The 14,118-nt window shown below is 66.6% G+C and carries 21 protein-coding genes; 5 read left to right on the forward strand and 16 right to left on the reverse strand.

The window, feature by feature from the left end:
- Positions 1-330: 330 nt before the first annotated feature.
- The 14 genes from ABT324_RS24420 to ABT324_RS24485 all read right to left on the reverse strand — a co-directional run bounded on the left by ABT324_RS24420 (position 331) and on the right by ABT324_RS24485 (position 10,268).
- The gene (locus ABT324_RS24420) at positions 331-624 is read right to left on the reverse strand and encodes a hypothetical protein (protein ID WP_351181983.1); all 294 of its coding nucleotides are present in this window, start codon (positions 622-624) and stop codon (positions 331-333) included.
- Between the two features lie 59 nt (positions 625-683).
- Positions 684-1,889, reverse strand: a complete 1,206-nt coding sequence (locus tag ABT324_RS24425; protein ID WP_351181986.1) for a helix-turn-helix domain-containing protein — start codon at positions 1,887-1,889, stop codon at positions 684-686.
- A gap of 447 nt (positions 1,890-2,336) precedes the next feature.
- Positions 2,337-3,482 carry a site-specific integrase gene (locus ABT324_RS24430; protein ID WP_351181989.1) on the reverse strand — a complete coding sequence of 382 codons (1,146 nt, stop codon included), beginning with the start codon at positions 3,480-3,482 and terminating at the stop codon, positions 2,337-2,339.
- The gene (locus tag ABT324_RS24435) at positions 3,482-3,664 is read right to left on the reverse strand and encodes a helix-turn-helix transcriptional regulator (protein WP_351181992.1); all 183 of its coding nucleotides are present in this window, start codon (positions 3,662-3,664) and stop codon (positions 3,482-3,484) included. The genes ABT324_RS24430 and ABT324_RS24435 overlap by 1 nt, the downstream gene beginning before the upstream one ends.
- A 2-nt stretch (positions 3,665-3,666) precedes the next feature.
- Positions 3,667-5,148: a replication initiator gene (locus ABT324_RS24440; protein ID WP_351181995.1), complete on the reverse strand. Its 1,482-nt coding sequence runs from the start codon at positions 5,146-5,148 to the stop codon at positions 3,667-3,669.
- Positions 5,149-5,268: 120 nt separating this feature from the next.
- Positions 5,269-6,198 carry a hypothetical protein gene (locus ABT324_RS24445; RefSeq protein ID WP_351181998.1) on the reverse strand — a complete coding sequence of 310 codons (930 nt, stop codon included), beginning with the start codon at positions 6,196-6,198 and terminating at the stop codon, positions 5,269-5,271.
- Positions 6,199-6,211: 13 nt separating this feature from the next.
- A complete protein-coding gene (locus ABT324_RS24450) occupies positions 6,212-6,400 on the reverse strand; it encodes a hypothetical protein (protein ID WP_351182000.1) in 189 nt (62 codons plus the stop codon).
- Positions 6,401-6,417: 17 nt separating this feature from the next.
- Positions 6,418-6,657, reverse strand: coding sequence for a hypothetical protein (locus ABT324_RS24455; protein WP_351182002.1), 240 nt, complete (start codon positions 6,655-6,657; stop codon positions 6,418-6,420).
- A 67-nt stretch (positions 6,658-6,724) separates the two neighbouring features.
- Positions 6,725-8,242: an FtsK/SpoIIIE domain-containing protein gene (locus ABT324_RS24460; protein ID WP_351182004.1), complete on the reverse strand. Its 1,518-nt coding sequence runs from the start codon at positions 8,240-8,242 to the stop codon at positions 6,725-6,727.
- Between the two features lie 88 nt (positions 8,243-8,330).
- On the reverse strand, positions 8,331-8,510 hold the full coding sequence (locus ABT324_RS24465) for a hypothetical protein (RefSeq protein WP_351182006.1): 180 nt from the start codon (positions 8,508-8,510) through the stop codon (positions 8,331-8,333).
- A complete protein-coding gene (locus ABT324_RS24470; RefSeq protein ID WP_351182009.1) occupies positions 8,510-8,770 on the reverse strand; it encodes a hypothetical protein in 261 nt (86 codons plus the stop codon). Before ABT324_RS24470 ends, ABT324_RS24465 begins: the two co-directional genes overlap by 1 nt.
- A 395-nt stretch (positions 8,771-9,165) precedes the next feature.
- Positions 9,166-9,330, reverse strand: coding sequence for a hypothetical protein (locus ABT324_RS24475; RefSeq protein WP_351182012.1), 165 nt, complete (start codon positions 9,328-9,330; stop codon positions 9,166-9,168).
- 61 nt (positions 9,331-9,391) lie between these two features.
- Entirely contained in the window at positions 9,392-9,616 is a 225-nt protein-coding gene (locus tag ABT324_RS24480) for a hypothetical protein (protein WP_351182015.1), read from the reverse strand.
- A gap of 292 nt (positions 9,617-9,908) precedes the next feature.
- On the reverse strand, positions 9,909-10,268 hold the full coding sequence (locus ABT324_RS24485) for a hypothetical protein (RefSeq protein ID WP_351182018.1): 360 nt from the start codon (positions 10,266-10,268) through the stop codon (positions 9,909-9,911).
- A gap of 130 nt (positions 10,269-10,398) precedes the next feature.
- Between ABT324_RS24485 and ABT324_RS24490 the strand changes: the two genes are divergently transcribed.
- From ABT324_RS24490 to ABT324_RS24505, 4 genes are all read left to right on the forward strand, one after another.
- Positions 10,399-10,734 (forward strand): GntR family transcriptional regulator, encoded by a 336-nt coding sequence (locus tag ABT324_RS24490; RefSeq protein WP_351182021.1) that lies wholly within the window; start codon positions 10,399-10,401, stop codon positions 10,732-10,734.
- 177 nt (positions 10,735-10,911) lie between these two features.
- Positions 10,912-11,691, forward strand: coding sequence for an aminotransferase class IV family protein (locus ABT324_RS24495; protein WP_351182024.1), 780 nt, complete (start codon positions 10,912-10,914; stop codon positions 11,689-11,691).
- A gap of 55 nt (positions 11,692-11,746) precedes the next feature.
- Positions 11,747-12,682 carry an SUMF1/EgtB/PvdO family nonheme iron enzyme gene (locus ABT324_RS24500; RefSeq protein ID WP_351182027.1) on the forward strand — a complete coding sequence of 312 codons (936 nt, stop codon included), beginning with the start codon at positions 11,747-11,749 and terminating at the stop codon, positions 12,680-12,682.
- A gap of 428 nt (positions 12,683-13,110) precedes the next feature.
- Entirely contained in the window at positions 13,111-13,302 is a 192-nt protein-coding gene (locus ABT324_RS24505; RefSeq protein WP_351182030.1) for a helix-turn-helix domain-containing protein, read from the forward strand.
- Between the two features lie 12 nt (positions 13,303-13,314).
- Here the strand turns inward: ABT324_RS24505 and ABT324_RS24510 are convergent, their stop codons facing one another.
- Positions 13,315-13,509, reverse strand: coding sequence for a hypothetical protein (locus ABT324_RS24510; protein ID WP_351182033.1), 195 nt, complete (start codon positions 13,507-13,509; stop codon positions 13,315-13,317).
- A gap of 63 nt (positions 13,510-13,572) precedes the next feature.
- Complete coding sequence (locus tag ABT324_RS24515) at positions 13,573-13,905, reverse strand: DUF6247 family protein (RefSeq protein WP_351182036.1); 333 nt, start codon at positions 13,903-13,905, stop codon at positions 13,573-13,575.
- Here ABT324_RS24515 and ABT324_RS24520 point away from each other — a divergent pair.
- On the forward strand, positions 13,891-14,118 hold a 228-nt coding region (locus ABT324_RS24520; protein ID WP_351182039.1), incomplete at its 3' end, for a hypothetical protein. The genes ABT324_RS24515 and ABT324_RS24520 overlap by 15 nt on opposite strands.

Below are 14,118 nucleotides of genomic sequence, written 5' to 3' on the forward strand. Positions count from 1 at the left end.
TGACGACAACGGGCTGCCCGTCCAGCGACCCAACAACGGGAAGCTCGGGCACGTCATGGCAAATGCTCGGGTCGTCCCAGTCAACCGCGTAGGGCACATCCGGTGCTCGCGGCGGTTGTGGCACAGGTCGGGGTGCATCCTTGGCCGCTGCCGTAGCGATCAGGGCGCAGCCGTCGCAGGGCATTCCCATACGGTCGCAACGTTCGAGATCATCCACCTGCGCCGTGTCGCCGCACAACGCGCGGACCACGGGGCCCTGCTGATCAGCCGCCCAGGCATGCACAACCCGCTGAGATTCTTTCCCAGTTCTTCGGCGAGCGAGAATCACGGTCATGACCGCACCTCGCCCCGCACCCGCAGGATCTCGGTTCGGCAGGCGCCGCACTCCGGCATGCTGACCCAGTCCAGGGCCGACGCCTCATCCAGGTTGACCCACTCGCCGCACACCGTCTTGCACTCGGCCTCTTGGCCGTCCCAGCGGCGACCCCAGAACGCATGACGGGTGCCAACACGCACCCCAACCCCGTCGCCAGCCTCGTCGGATGCCGGCACCTGGTCGGGTACCGGCATCCAGTACACCCGGTGGATGTGTGGGCTGGTGGGGCGGTTGTCGACCATGCTCATACCTGGAACGTAAGAGCGATGATCTTCAGTCGGGTATGACGCTTTGTCCTACTACACGATCAGCTCACACCGAGCGTCGAGGCCAGGTTTCGGAGCGCGCTGGAACGCTGCTTGGTGGTGTGCAGAAGCTCCCGCACAACGACCTTCGGCAGTTGCTGGCGCTTGGCCCAGTTCGGCGAGGACTGCACCGCCGTGGTCATGAGCGGCAGCGCCGTCTCGGGCTGGCCGAGACGAACATGGGCAAGAGCGCGGTCGGCAAGGTGGCGGCAGTGCGCCATCGTCGGCAGCGCAGCGCCTTGGTTCGGCATCGTCGCCGCGGCGTCCACCGCCCGGTCGTAGTCGCCGAGCGCGATGTGGACGTCAGCGGACTGCATCGCGATCAGCGACGGCCCGAACGTCGTGGAGTAGTCGTTGCGGTCCTCCCCCAGCCGCCGCGCGACCTCGGCCGCCGCGTCGAGGTAGTCACGAGCCGCCGCAGCCTTCCCGGCCCGCGCCGCAGCATTGCCCGACTGCATCAGCAGCGAGCCGTAGGCCGACAGATGCGGGGCCAGTGCAGAACCATCGGGCTCGATGTCGTCTGCGGCGCGCTCGGTTAGCGTCATCGACTCGGTGTAGCGGCCAGCGACCATGAGCTGCCACGCCAACGAGCCTTTGACGGTGGCGTGCATCCAGGGATCGTCGCCCTCGGCGGCAAGTCGCACCGCCCACCGGGTGGCTGCTGATGCGGCGTCGTTGTGCCGCAGGTGCATCAGCGTCGACCCGGCGGCCCACAAGGTGCGGGACAGGGCGTAGGCGAGCGGCGGCTTGTCGGCGAGGTTCGCGGTGGCGTACCCAGCGCGCAGCCCGTAGATCAAAGTCGGGAGCGCCGCGGCTGCGGCGTCGTGGTCACCGGACCAGTAGATGCCCCAGGCGTAGACCTCGGCGCGCTGCGCGTCGGTGACGCCGAGCGGGTCGATGTCTGCTGGCGGGCCAATGAGGTCGTCCAGATCGGTGACAGCGTGCCGGAGCTCGACCGCACCCTCTTGCGGCGCCTGGTCGGGGATGCGGGCGGGGCCGATCAGGTCGGCCAGCGTGACATCCAGGGCGCGAGCCAATTTGTGCAGGTTCTCGACTCGGGCGCTGGTCCTGGTGCCCTGTTCGAGCTTGCGCACGAGATCGACGGACACCCCGGCCTTGTCGGCGAGCTCGCGCTGCGTATAGAGCTTGCCGCGCAGTTGGCGAATCCGATCGCCGATCGGCTGGTCAGGTTCGATGAAGCTGCCCATGCTCACCCTCGATTCGCGGAGTCGGGGTTTCTCGCGGAATGCCCCCGGCGGCCGACCGGGGGCGTTGTGACCTCCGCGAGAAGGTGCACCGCCAGAGTAGCGATGCGCTGATCGTGTTACGAGTTTCTGGCGAGTACCTCCCTGGGCCGATCCACAGATGGGCAGTGGCCGTTACCGCGCTCCGACTTGGCCGCCCGGCGTTGCGGAAGCTCCACCAAACTAGGCCGAATGGGTGAAGTTCCGGCAGTAGTGCAGAGAGCAAAGGATTCGACTGTTTTCGGTAACCGACCATCTGCGTTTATGCAGGTCAGCACAGCGGTAAAGCCCTGAGGACTTCTAATCCTTAGGTCGCAGGTTCGAGTCCTGCTGGGGGCGCAAAACCGCAGGTAAACAAAGTGGGGGTTGATCTAGTTCAAGATCAACCCCCACTTTATCCCCACCTTTGCGTCAGGCACTGCGCCTCAGCTGGTCGAGCGCCTTAGCCGCCGAACTGCCCTTCGCCTTGCGGTTCATGTACACGTCCTGAGTCATGCTGACCTTCTCGTGCCCGAGGTAGTCGGCGATCTCCCGAGCGCTGAGCCCTGCCGCGTCGAGCACGGTGGCGACCAGGTGCCGGAAGGCGTGCGGGTGCAGCCCCTCCCACTCGGTTCCGGCCACGGCCTCGCGGAGGTCGGCCCGAGTGTTGTCCGGGTCCCGCAAGGTGCCCGAGGCGGACGGGTAGATCCACTTGCTATCCGACTCCGCGGCCCGGCGCTTCAGCTGGTCCATGTACCACTGCGGAGGCTCGATGGTCCGCATCCCGGCTGACGACTTGGTGTGCTCCTGCACGAACAAACCGGCGCCCTTCTCCCGGATGACCGTGCCCTCGATGTCGATCGTTCCCGCCTCGAAATCGGCCTTGGTCCAGTCGAGCGCCAGGAGTTCACCGATTCGGCACCCGAGCGCGGACAGACCATCCACGATGTCGGGCAGGTCCCGGCGACGTGCCTTCTTATCGCCGCTGAGCTGCGCCTGGAGCTGCGGCAGCTCCTCCTGCTCCAGCGTCATCTTCTCCTTCTTGGCCTTCTTGCTGGTCTTCGGAAGAACGACTTCCCGAACCGGGTTGGTCTCGATCGCGTCGTGCCGGACGAAGATGCCCATGATGCCGCCCAGCACAACCTTCGCGTGCTTCGCGCTACCCGGACCGGAGCCCTGGTGCACGGCCCGCAGGACCCTGGTGGCCAGCGACACGGTGACCTCGAACCCGGCCAGGCTCCCGACCGCTGGCTGAACATCCCTAGTCCAGCTGTCCCGATAGGTCCGCTTGGTCCGCGTGGCCTTGTCAGACTCGTCCAGCTCTTCAAGCCACTTCGCCGCAGCAACGTCGACCTTGGTGGTTGCGGTGATCTCGTCCCCCGCTACCGCACGCGAGCGGTCACGCAGCGCCTGCTTCAGGTTCTCCTGAGCATTGGCCTTGCTTCGCCCGACCCGTTCGACGCCACGAACCTCGCCGTCGTAGTCGCGGTACAGCGTTCGAGCCTTCCACTTCTTCGGCCCGAGCTGGTAGTAGCGAATCTCGCCGTAGGTGCCCAGCGCCAACCGAGGACGTCCCATCAGGCCACCCCCTCAGCCTGGGCCTCGAACCACTGCTCGACGTCGTCGGGCTTGTAGCGGACGTACTTGCCGATCTTGCGGCCGGTGGGGCCGTAGCCCTTGCTGCGCCACTGGTAGAGCGTGCCGACCGGGACGCCGAGGTAGTTCGAGACGTCTTCGATGCCCCACAGGTTGCGGATCATGGTCAGTGGCTCCTTTCAGTGGCGTAGCGGTGTTTACGGGCTTGTCGGGTGGCTTCAGCGATCGCGGAGGCGAGCTCGCGTTCTTCGTCGCTGCGGTGGCCGACGCTGGTCATGTCCCAGTGGTTGACCACGGCGACGGTGTCGGCGGTGACGCCGAGGTCGGCGAGGTTCTGCTCGAAGCGCCAGGCCTGCCGGTCTTCGCGGAGCTGCTTGAAGGTGGTGGAGTAGGCGCGGGACTTGGACAGGAAGTGCCCGCGGAAGGCGAGCATGTGGCACCAGCGCCGCAGGTTGAGCTCGGCGAGCGGGCCGGGGACCTGGCCGCCGTTGCCGCAGGTGGCGCAGTGGTCGATCACGGCACAGTCGCAGCCGTCGGCCTGGTGCTCGCCGTGGGGGTGGCAGTCCGTGCAGGCCTGCGGGGCCCCGAGGTCCCAGGCGGTGCGCATGATGCGCTTGTGGTGCTCGGTGGTGTTCAGCTGCTCGATCTGGACGCGGGCGCGAATCGGGCGGTCCGCGGCTTCGGACTTGCCGGTGCCCTTGGTGGCGTACTTGGCCACGTAGGAGGCGATCCGGTCATCGCTGATCGTGCCGTGCTCGTCCTCGAACCGGTGCGCCTCAGCCGGACGAACCGGGCGGACGTCGACCTGCTCACCCCAAGCGAGTTCGAGCACCTGGCCGTCACCGAACACCGGGGTCGTCACGGTGGTGGAGGCGTGGGCGGCGTGGACGGCGTCGGCCAGGAGCTCGACCGTGCCCCACGGCGGGGTGGCATCGGCGGCACCCTCAGGGCCGTCGAGGCGGATCACCGCGTGGAAGTGGATGACGCCGCGCCGCTGAAACTCCGCCACCTTCGCATACGACAGGCGGGCATGGTCCTTGAACTCGCGGTGGGCTAGCCCGGCCGCGCGGGCGAGGTGCCGCCGCAGCTTCTGGGTGAACCGGTTCCACAGCTTGCCGGAGTGGGCCTGCCACAGCACGTGCCCGGTGTAGTCGTAGGCCTCCGGATCGATCGGCTGGCCGATCAGCGGGTCGTGTTCGTGGTGGTAGGCCCCGCAGCGGCACGGCGCGAGCTTGCCGGAGGCGGTGGTGCGGCGGTTGTGCACCGGCCCGAAGCTGGGGGCGGTCAGGGTGACGAACAGCCGCGGCTTGTCGGCCACCGAGACCGGGATGCCCTTGGAGCCGCCCGCCAGGCCCGCGCGCATGAGGTGGAAGGCGTCGGCGGCGTAGCGGTCGGAGCAGGCCGGGCAGACGCTCTCGCGCCGGTTGCCGCACGGCGAGAGGATGTGCCCGCTGGTCTGCGCGGGACGCCCGTCCGGGCGGGTGAGCACCTGGCCGGTGGCCTTGTCGGTGATCTGCCACAGACCCGACAGCCGAACCGGGTGCAGGCAGCCGTAGACGTCCTCGACCTTCTTGCGCCAGTCGCGGTAGTCCGGGGACTGGATGCGCCGCTTGATGCGGTCGACGTCCGGGAACGTGGGCAACACCATCGGTGATGACCTCCAAGGGGATGAAGCCCGGCGGGTATGACCACCAGGCCCATCGCCCCGCGGTCATACCCGCCGAGCGTGGTTGTGCTTTGTGCGTATTCAGTTGTGGCGCAACGGGTTTCAAGCGAAGCTGTGTCCGTTGTGGGTGCTGATCTCCGCTGCGATCCTCTCGGCCATCGCTTCCGGGACCTTCGCGGCCGCGCGGACGTCGGCGGCGTTGAACTCCCGACCCTCACCAGCGGCGGCGGCGTAGGCGTCGCGGACCTTGGCCGCCAGCGCATCGGGCAGCAGCTTCAGCGCCCGAGCCGGGACCTCAGTCCCCGCAGCCGGCACCGAAGGCGCAGGTAGCGAAGGCTCCACCGCAGCAGGCACCGCAGGTTCGACGGCCGGTTCAGGCGCCGGAGTGGCCGGCATGGCTGCGGGCTCCCGCTGGCCGGACTCCTGCTGGTCGGGGGTCTGGTCCGCGGTGGTGTAGATCATCAGCATGATCTCCCGCTGCCGGGCCTGGATGACCGGGATGACCTCGGCAATGCCGTAGACGATCACCGGGATGATCGCGTGCACCGCCGCCGAACCCAAGTTGAACTCCTGCCAGCGGCCCCGCAGGAGCGGGGTGATCTGCGGGATGACGTTCATGGCCAGCGTCGACGCCAGCAGCACCCGCTTCAGCCGCGACCACCACTCGTGATCGGGGGCGCGGCCGTAGGAGAGGATCACGGCCTCGAAGTTCAGGATCACGATCAGCAGCCCGGCGAACATCGGCTCGACCGTCCACGCCGCCCACCACAACGGGTCGGCGGTGGTGGCGTCCCCGGCAAGGAACTTCTGCACGCCCGCGGTGGTGAACACCAGGCCCAGGCTCAGGAAGAACCACAGCCCGATCAGGGTCCGCCGCCCCTGCCGCTCCAGCTCCACCGCCCGCAAGTCCGGGTCCCGCACCAGCCCCCGCAGCTGGCGAGCCTCAGCGATCCGGTCCCCGAGCTTGCGGACTCGCGACGTCTTGCCGATCTCTTCCGGGGCGTTGTTCTTGCGCTTGCGACGCAGGCCCACCGTCAGCTCCTTCCTACTCGCTGTGGGGCTTGAACAAGGCGAACAGGCCCCGGACGAGCAGGACCAGGCCGAAGGCGATGCCGATGGCCCATCCGGGGTTCACCAGCGTCCACACCAGCGCCAGCCCGCCCGCGGTGACGGCCAGGACGAGCAGGAGCGTCAGGATGGTCTTGCCGGTGACCTCGATGTGAAAGTGCTGCACGTGGGTTTTTCCCTTCTCTAGAGCGGATATCCGCGTTTGCGCATCGCGTCGTTTCTGATCGCGTCGACCTTCTGCAAGATCTGGACGCCGTCGGTGAGCAGGCGCTGGAACTGGTCGCGGGTCAGCGTCACCGAGTACGTGGTCTCGCCGTGCGGGCTGGGCACGGTGATCGTGAGCTGGGCTCCCCGCTGTCGCGGGATGACTTCGAGCAGTTCACTTCCCCAGCCGCTGTAGAAGTAGTGGTTGCCGCTGTTCATGCCCGTCCCTTCAGACCGCCACGGCCACGCAGCCGGTGTGCTGTGCTGCCTTTCGGATTACGTGCGGTCACGCGATGTCTTCTTCCTCTTCGTCGCCGTCGAGGTACTCGATCTCTTCGACCTCGCGGTCTTCGTCGGTGTCGTAGTCGTCGACTTCGAGTGCTTCGAAGTCGATGTTGTAGACGTCGGCCGGTTCGTCGAGCTCCTGCGCTTCGGCCGGGTTGGCTTCGGTGCGGAGCTCGGTGACGGTGCCCAGGGCGGTGCAGAACTCCACGAGCTCGGTGACGTCTTCGTCGCGGGTGTAGGGGGCGCGGACCCGGAGGGGTTCGCGTCGGCCGTCGCGCTTGGCGTAGGCGACCCCGGCGAGGATCTCGGGGATCTTGTCCGCGAAGGCGCCCATGTCCCGCATGCCCTCGCCGAGGCACATGTCGACGTAGGAGGCGGAGTCCAGCCGCAGGGCGATCTTGGTGGGGAACAGCCCACGCATCGGCACGTGTTCCTTGGTCGGCTCCTGCGTCGCGGCGATGATCCGGCCGCCGACCGACCGGTACTGCGTCAGGCCCTTGGAGATCAGCGGCTCGAACGGGACCGTGATCGCCCTGCCGCCGTAGGAGGTCATCGCGGCCAGCTCATCGCAGATCAGCAGCTCCAGCGGCGTCTCCCGCGACGGGGTGAACGTCCGCACCCCGGCCCGCCCGAGCTCCAGCTTGCGCTCATCCAGGGTCCGCACGTAGGTCTTCATCAGCGCGAGGCCGTCGACGTCGTTGTCGGCGAAGGCGTGGAACATCTCCCGGCCCATGCCGAACTCCTGGCCGCCCTTGGGGTCGATCACCCACAGCCGCACCAGCCCGGCGCGGATCAGCGGGGCCAGCGACCGCAGCAGCGACCACAGCCACGAGCCCTTCCCCGCGCCAGTCGCGCCACCCAGCAGCACGTGCAGGTCCCGCTCCAGCAGGTTCAGGGTGAACTCCCGGCCGTACTCGTCGAAGCCCACCGGCAGCCGCCGCAGGTCCACCGCGCTTGTGGACTCCGCCAGCGCCGGGAGCGGGATGACCATTTCGTCGAACGGTTCGCACCGCTGGAAGTCCAGCGCGAGCTTGCCCGGCTTCACCAGCCGCACGTTGGTCGAGCGCGCCCGAAACGCGTTCGCCAGCCTGTTGATCACTTTCTCGAAGTCCTCCGGTTCCTGGCCCTTGGCCATCCGCACGGTCACCGTGTCCCACGACCAGGTGCTCTTGACCCCAGTCACCCGCGGGATGAGCGTGTTGCCCTTGTGATCGGTGGTGGTCAGGCTGCAGGCGGTCATGATCCGCAGCCATTGCCGCTGGTAGGTCCACCAGCGTCGCCACCACGCCCGCAGCAGGCGACCGGCGAAGCGGTCGAAGGTCGGCCGGTCCAGCAGCCGCCACGAGACCCCGGCCAGCACCGCGATCCCCACAGCCCACAGCATCGTGTTCAGCCCGAACCAGAACACCGCCGCCGAGCTCACCGCCGCCGACCCCGAAGTCCGGGGGTGGCCGACGACCTGCCGGATGCCCCACCGGATCGGGGAGGTGTTCTCCGCGCCCACCAACGTGTTCCGCATTGCCGTTCACCTTTCCTACGAGCAAAAAGAAACCGGGGCACCCAACCCCGTCGAGAAGTTGGGTGCCCCGGCCGAGCAGTTCGCCGGATCAGCTCCGGCGCTGGGTCATCGTCAGCTTGGCGACCAGGTCGCCCACCGCGTTGCGCGTGTTGTTCAGCGGAACCCCCAGCCCCTTGGGGACCCCGAACTTCTTCAGGTCCTCGGCCAGCGCCAGCATCACCGCATCGATCCGCCTGGCCTGGTTGTGCACCTCGTCGTTGAACGCCATCACTGCCTCACGTATCCCTTCGCCACGTTCGGACCGCCCTTCTCCGCGATCCCGTCCCGAACCCCCGTCAGCGTCTTGCAGGCCTTATCCGCCAGCTCCGTGATCTCCTGAAAGTCCTTGTCCTGCACCACCTTGGACTCCAAGGAGTGGACCCGGACCAGCTCCACGTACAGCGCGTCGATGTGCTCGCCGATCTTCTTCAACCGCGCCACGGCGGGCGTGTTCTTCCGCACCCCCACCGGCAACCTCAACTCAGCCACACGAACCCCTTTCCTGTTCTTCTCCGGTTACTTCCGCTGTTGCAATAGAACTGCGGCTATTCCTGTTCCCACTGCTTGCGGTCGACCACTCCCCAGAGCTCGACCACCACCCCGCGCGACTCCCCGGAAAAAACTTGCCGAGCCAAGCAGCGGGTCGACGTCCTCGCTCAGCCCGAGGTGTTCAGCCCAAGCACGCAGCGCGCCGGGCACCTGGTCGTCGGCGTACTCGGCACCCACATGGCCGCTCACCTGCGTGTGCACCGATCCGTCGGGCTCGACCACATGGGACAGCGACCAACGCAGCTCCCACGGAATTCCCTGCCGCTGGGCGTACTGCTGCATCCCCGCCGTCAGCGCGTCATTGAACACCGAACCCCGAGACACCCCGCACCCCCTCAGTCGAAGGTCAGGTTGCCGTTGAAGGTGTGCGCGTCGATCCGGTTCTCAGCCTGCCCGAAGTTGCGGTTGACCGTCCCCGACCTGCGCCGCTCGTACTCCACGGACGCCCAGCGCTGCCGCGTGTTGCGCGCCTGCCCGCCCGCCTGGTTGTTGGTGCTCACTTGCCCTGCCCTTCCGTCGAATCGCCGATGCATCCCGAGCCGTGGAACCCGAAAACCCCCATCACCGATCACCGTCCTTCTCCGGGGGGTGAACGAAGTCGAACAACGCCCGCTGAAGCCGCATCAACTCGCGGCCGGTGTAGGCCTCCAGCGCCGGGAACCCGTGCGCCTCCAGCGCCTTGCCCACGTCGAACAGCAGCCCGAGCGTGAACCGCGGATCAGCAGCCCGGCCCGTGCAGCCCGAGCCCCGCAGCGATCCCGCCGCCACCACCGTGCTGATCACCACCGCGACCACACCTCGCAGAACTCGTCCTGCGAGTGCTGGTACACGCGCGGCCCGTCGATGTGGCACGCCGGGCAGTACCGCAAACCCAAAGACAACATCCCAAACCGTCCTTTCCCACTGGAGTCCATCAAGACCCCCGGAAAACCCCGAAATCCCAGGTCGCCGGGGGTCAACATGGCCTCCCCGGCGCGTCGAATTCGCGCCGAGAAAGGGATAGCTCGGCCCACTGTGTAGTTCTCAAACAACAAGCCAGAATTGGCAATAAGAAGAATTCAGAAAGTGCGGGAGTAACTCAGCCCGCGAGCTTGACGCCGGTCGCCTTCCAAGCCAGGCCCGACATCGTGCGGCCGCCCAGCTCGTTCTCCCAGTGCGACACCCGCGGGTTGATCAGCTCCACGATCGAGCCGTCCGGGATCTCCTCGTGCGGCTCGGTCTCCAGCGTCACCTTGATCTCCGCGCCCTTGCCCGCCGAGCTGCCATCCGCCTTCTTGCGGGGCTTGGCGTGCACCGAGATCACGTACTGCGGCGCACCCTCGAAGTCGGTCACCGGCTCGAACTCACCGGTCTTCTCGTTCTTCCGGGTCTTGACCTCCGGCTCCTCCAGCACCATCAGTCGGTAGCCCTCCAGCATCACCGGGATGTTCCGCAGCATCTTCGCCTCCGTGGTTTGTCATCCATGTTCGTCGACTGACATAGATCAAACTATGTCAGCATGAGTCAGCCCGCCAATACTCCATTCGAGTGATCTATGTCAGAGTGAGTCACTCCGATAGACTCGCCGCATGGAGCAGTCGAACCCGGTACTTCCCGCCTACAAGCGCGTGGTCGAGTCGATCAAGCGCGACATTCGGACTGGCGCCCTGGAGCCTGGCGCTCAGCTGCCAGGCAACCGAGCTTTGGCGGAGAAGTACGGGGTCGCGCTGGGCACCGCCCAGAAGGCCCTTCGCGAGCTGCAAGACGAAGGTTGGCTTACTGCTACCCCAGCGGTCGGGGTCTTCGTCAGCACCAAGCTTCCGTCCGATGAGGACACCGTTGACGTCCCCAAGGAGCTCGCCGAGATCAGGGCCGAACTCGTCAGCCTCGCCAAGCGAGTCGAGGAGCTCGAACGCCGCCCGTAGGCGATCCGCCGTACCTCTTGCCGTCATGTCTCCAGCGTGCGGGAAAGCGGCCTTCGGGAGAACTGCACTTAGCCGACCTAGCACTGAAGTTTCACTGCACCAAGAGCACTGAAGTTTCGCTGCACTTCGCTTCAGCGCGGGTTCAGCGGGCGCGCGGAAAGTGGGAAGCTACCAGGCATGGAATTGAACGGCGCTCCTGCCACCATTGACCAGCTCAAAGCACTGGCTCTGACGAACTACGGCCACTTCACCTCGATGCTCGTTGACGACAATCGCGTTCGCGGTTTGTCCCTCCACATGGAGCGACTCGCGCGCGACTGCCAGCACCTCTTCAACGTGGAGCTCGACACGGACCGCGTCCGCGCGTTCATCACGCAAGCCCTGAGCAACAGTGCACAGCCCACCGTCGCGAGGGTCACGATCTACGACCCGGCGCTTGATCTAGGCACCATCGGTTCTGATGCGGATCCTTCCGTGCTGGTGACCACGCGGGCCGCGGCACAGGGGCAGCCAGCGCCCTGGCGACTCCAGGCGGTGTCCTACCGTCGTGAGGATCCCGCGGTGAAGCACATCGGCCTTTTCGGGGCCTTGATGCACCGGCGCTCGGCGCAACGCGAGGGGTACGACGACGTGCTCTTCCTGAACCCGGACGGCACCATCTCGGAAGTCGCCACCTCGAACATCGGATTCGTGCGCGACGGCCAGGTCATTTGGCCGCGCTCCGAGTACCTGCCGGGGATCACGATGACGCTTCTCCGCCAGGCCCTCGATGAACCAGTCAACACCGAGCCGCTCACGCTCTCCGACCTCCGGGCGATGGATGCAGTGTTCGCGACCAATGCCGCGACCGGGGTCAGGCCGGTGGCTGCTGTGGACGACACCGAGTGGCCCGTTGACCACAAGGTCATCAACGAATTGCGCGAGCTCTACGCCGAGATTCCGCCGGAACGCCTGTAGCAACCCGTTGTGTCCGGTTAGGCTCTGGTGAAGGAGTTAGGTAGGGGAGCTGCAAGTGGCGACAGTTCAGCACTGGACGGGAGCCGAGGTTAAGGCGTTGCGAGCGGCGATGAGGATGAGCCTCAAGGACTTCGCCGCTCATCTCGGCATCAGCGAGCGCCAAATTTCGAACTGGGAGAAGGCTGGCAAGGACATCAGTCCACGCCCGGTCAACCAGGCGGCGCTGGACACGTGTTTGACCCGCAGCGACCCAGAAGCCCAAGCACGCTTCGCGCACCTTGTCGGCGACTCGCTCGTCTCTGATCGCGATGCGGACGCAGCAATCGAGCCGATCGGGAGTAGCCAAGTTCGCCACCCGGCCGTCGGCAGCCTCATGGTCAAGGTGGAGGGCAGCGTCTTCCTGTCCGGACCGAGCAACGCGCCGGTATGGGTCCCCGACTTCTACATCGACGTGCACCCGGTGAGCAATGCCGAGTACGCACTCTTCATCGCTGCTACCGGTCACACCCCTCCGCAGCACTGGGACGACGGGAAATTCCCTGAACAGCTCGCCGACCACCCGGTGGTCTTCGTGAATTGGAAGGACGCCGCGGCGTACGCCGAGTGGGCCGGAAAAGCGCTGCCGACCGCCGAGCAGTGGGAGAAGGCCAGCCGCGGTTCCCGAGGCAATGTCTACCCCTGGGGCGACCAGCCGACCCCCGCGAAGTGCAACGTCCGAGAGAACGGTGTCGGCTCCACGACTCCCGCCGGCCGGTACCAGAGCGGCGTGAGCCCGTACGGCGTGTACGACATGTGCGGCAACGTGTGGGAGTGGTGCGCCACCGAATCCAGCCCCGGCCGCCGCGTACTGAAAGGCGGAGCCTGGACAAGCCCGTTCAACCGGGCAACCCCTTCCTACTTCAACGACGCAGCCGAAACGATGTGGGACGACGACACCGGCTTCCGCTGCGTCGCTTCTGCGGAGGCCCTGGAGAAGCTTCTGGGCAGATGAGCGAAGCCGCGGAGGCCAAGTTCGGCCGTAGAGGATCAGCCTCCGCGGCCGCCTAATGCCCTGAGCGGCGCTGCGTGGATAACCCCAGGCAGCGCCGCTTTCTCATGCTCTTGATAGTCCTGCCTGCACCACGATCGGAAGCTCTCGACCGACGCGAACCGCGATACCTCGCACGTCCTGAACGGCTCAGCATCCCGTGTCTCGCCGGAGAGCCGTCGGACGTACTCGACGTACCCGAAGACCTGAACAGAATCCCCACCCGGCCACAGGTAGACGTTCATACCGATGCCGAAGGCCCAGCTGCCCCGGTCCATGAACAACCCCCGTCATTTCGGACATTGAGGCCAGTCAGGCCAGATTCTAAGGCCAGTGAGGCCGTTGAGGCCAGCCAGGCAGCACAGGCCAGTTCCCAGCCATACGTTCGGGTCATGCGGCTGCTCTCATCTGGCGAGCTGGCGAAGGAGCTAGGTATCTCCCGCCGGTCAATCAGCCGCTACGCCGACGAAGGTCTGATCTCGATCGCTCTTGTCACGCCGGGCGGCAAGTACCGGTTCGACCTCGAAACCGTCCGGGCAGAACTCCGCGAGCTCGCGAGCAAGCACCGCCAGGAGCGCGAGTAGCCACGGGCCGTTCTAGCTACCGAGCCATTGCACGAGCAGTAGGTGAACTTCCTGCTGCTCGTCGAGGATCAGGTAGATCACCTGGCCCGCCTGGTTGGGGCCGAAGTCCCAGCGCCGAACAGGGCCGTCCGGGTTGGCCTCGTGCAGCGGCTTGCCGTTCCACGGGGTGAGCTGAAGTACTTCGAGCACGTCCGCGTAGGCAGCCAAAGCGCCATCGGGCAACGCAGCGACCTGCTCCATCACGGAGCTGTCGGGGACCAGCCGATACACCTAGCGGCCCAACCGGTGCCTGATCAGTGCCTGCATGTCTTCCAGGGATGCAGCGTCGGGGTTCCGGCCAGTGCTGGTGATCTGCTCAGACTTGGCCAGCAACCGGAAGTAGGTGCCGGGGGCGGTTTGCTCCGCATGAGCGAGGTGACGCCACTTCTTCAGCAGCTCAAACACCTCGGTCAAGTCGTGCGACCGCTTTGCCCGTTCAAGCGTGTGCTCCCACTCAGCGTCAAACTCGGCAGCCACTCGCGGAGTCAGGCACGCCCGAATCGCCGCGGCATCAGCAGGCGGCGGAGCCGGGTCGGTGTTCTGAGCAGGATGCGGAGCAGCCACGCCACCACCATAGCCTCCGAGGTCAAACAGACGCGCGACGCGGAAGCCGTCGGGCCGCAGTCCGCGTGTCTAAACTTTCTCTACTTCATCAAGGGCGGCCCCTGCGGGGCCGCCTGCCTGCTGTATGCGAGCCCGGCCGCGCCCGCCGCCCCGCTGTCTGCAAGCCCGGTCCAGCCGACCGCAGGCCGGGCATGCGGCCTGGCGGCCGGTCCC

This window comes from Saccharopolyspora sp. NPDC000359 (assembly GCF_040300525.1).
Taxonomy (GTDB): Bacteria; Actinomycetota; Actinomycetes; order Mycobacteriales; family Pseudonocardiaceae; genus Saccharopolyspora.

Excerpts from the sequence above, each read along its gene's own strand:
- ABT324_RS24435 (WP_351181992.1), bottom strand. The coding sequence starts at position 3,664 with ATGATCCGCAACCTGTGGGGCATCGAAGACGTCTCGAACTACCTCGGC.
- ABT324_RS24420 (WP_351181983.1), bottom strand. The coding sequence starts at position 624 with ATGAGCATGGTCGACAACCGCCCCACCAGCCCACACATCCACCGGGTG.
- ABT324_RS24425 (WP_351181986.1), bottom strand. The coding sequence starts at position 1,889 with ATGGGCAGCTTCATCGAACCTGACCAGCCGATCGGCGATCGGATTCGC.
- ABT324_RS24430 (WP_351181989.1), bottom strand. The coding sequence starts at position 3,482 with ATGGGACGTCCTCGGTTGGCGCTGGGCACCTACGGCGAGATTCGCTAC.
- ABT324_RS24460 (WP_351182004.1), bottom strand. The coding sequence starts at position 8,242 with ATGCGGAACACGTTGGTGGGCGCGGAGAACACCTCCCCGATCCGGTGG.
- ABT324_RS24440 (WP_351181995.1), bottom strand. The coding sequence starts at position 5,148 with ATGGTGTTGCCCACGTTCCCGGACGTCGACCGCATCAAGCGGCGCATC.
- ABT324_RS24485 (WP_351182018.1), bottom strand. The coding sequence starts at position 10,268 with ATGCTGCGGAACATCCCGGTGATGCTGGAGGGCTACCGACTGATGGTG.
- ABT324_RS24505 (WP_351182030.1), top strand. The coding sequence starts at position 13,111 with ATGCGGCTGCTCTCATCTGGCGAGCTGGCGAAGGAGCTAGGTATCTCC.
- ABT324_RS24495 (WP_351182024.1), top strand. The coding sequence starts at position 10,912 with ATGGAATTGAACGGCGCTCCTGCCACCATTGACCAGCTCAAAGCACTG.
- ABT324_RS24455 (WP_351182002.1), bottom strand. The coding sequence starts at position 6,657 with ATGAACAGCGGCAACCACTACTTCTACAGCGGCTGGGGAAGTGAACTG.
- ABT324_RS24465 (WP_351182006.1), bottom strand. The coding sequence starts at position 8,510 with ATGGCGTTCAACGACGAGGTGCACAACCAGGCCAGGCGGATCGATGCG.
- ABT324_RS24490 (WP_351182021.1), top strand. The coding sequence starts at position 10,399 with ATGGAGCAGTCGAACCCGGTACTTCCCGCCTACAAGCGCGTGGTCGAG.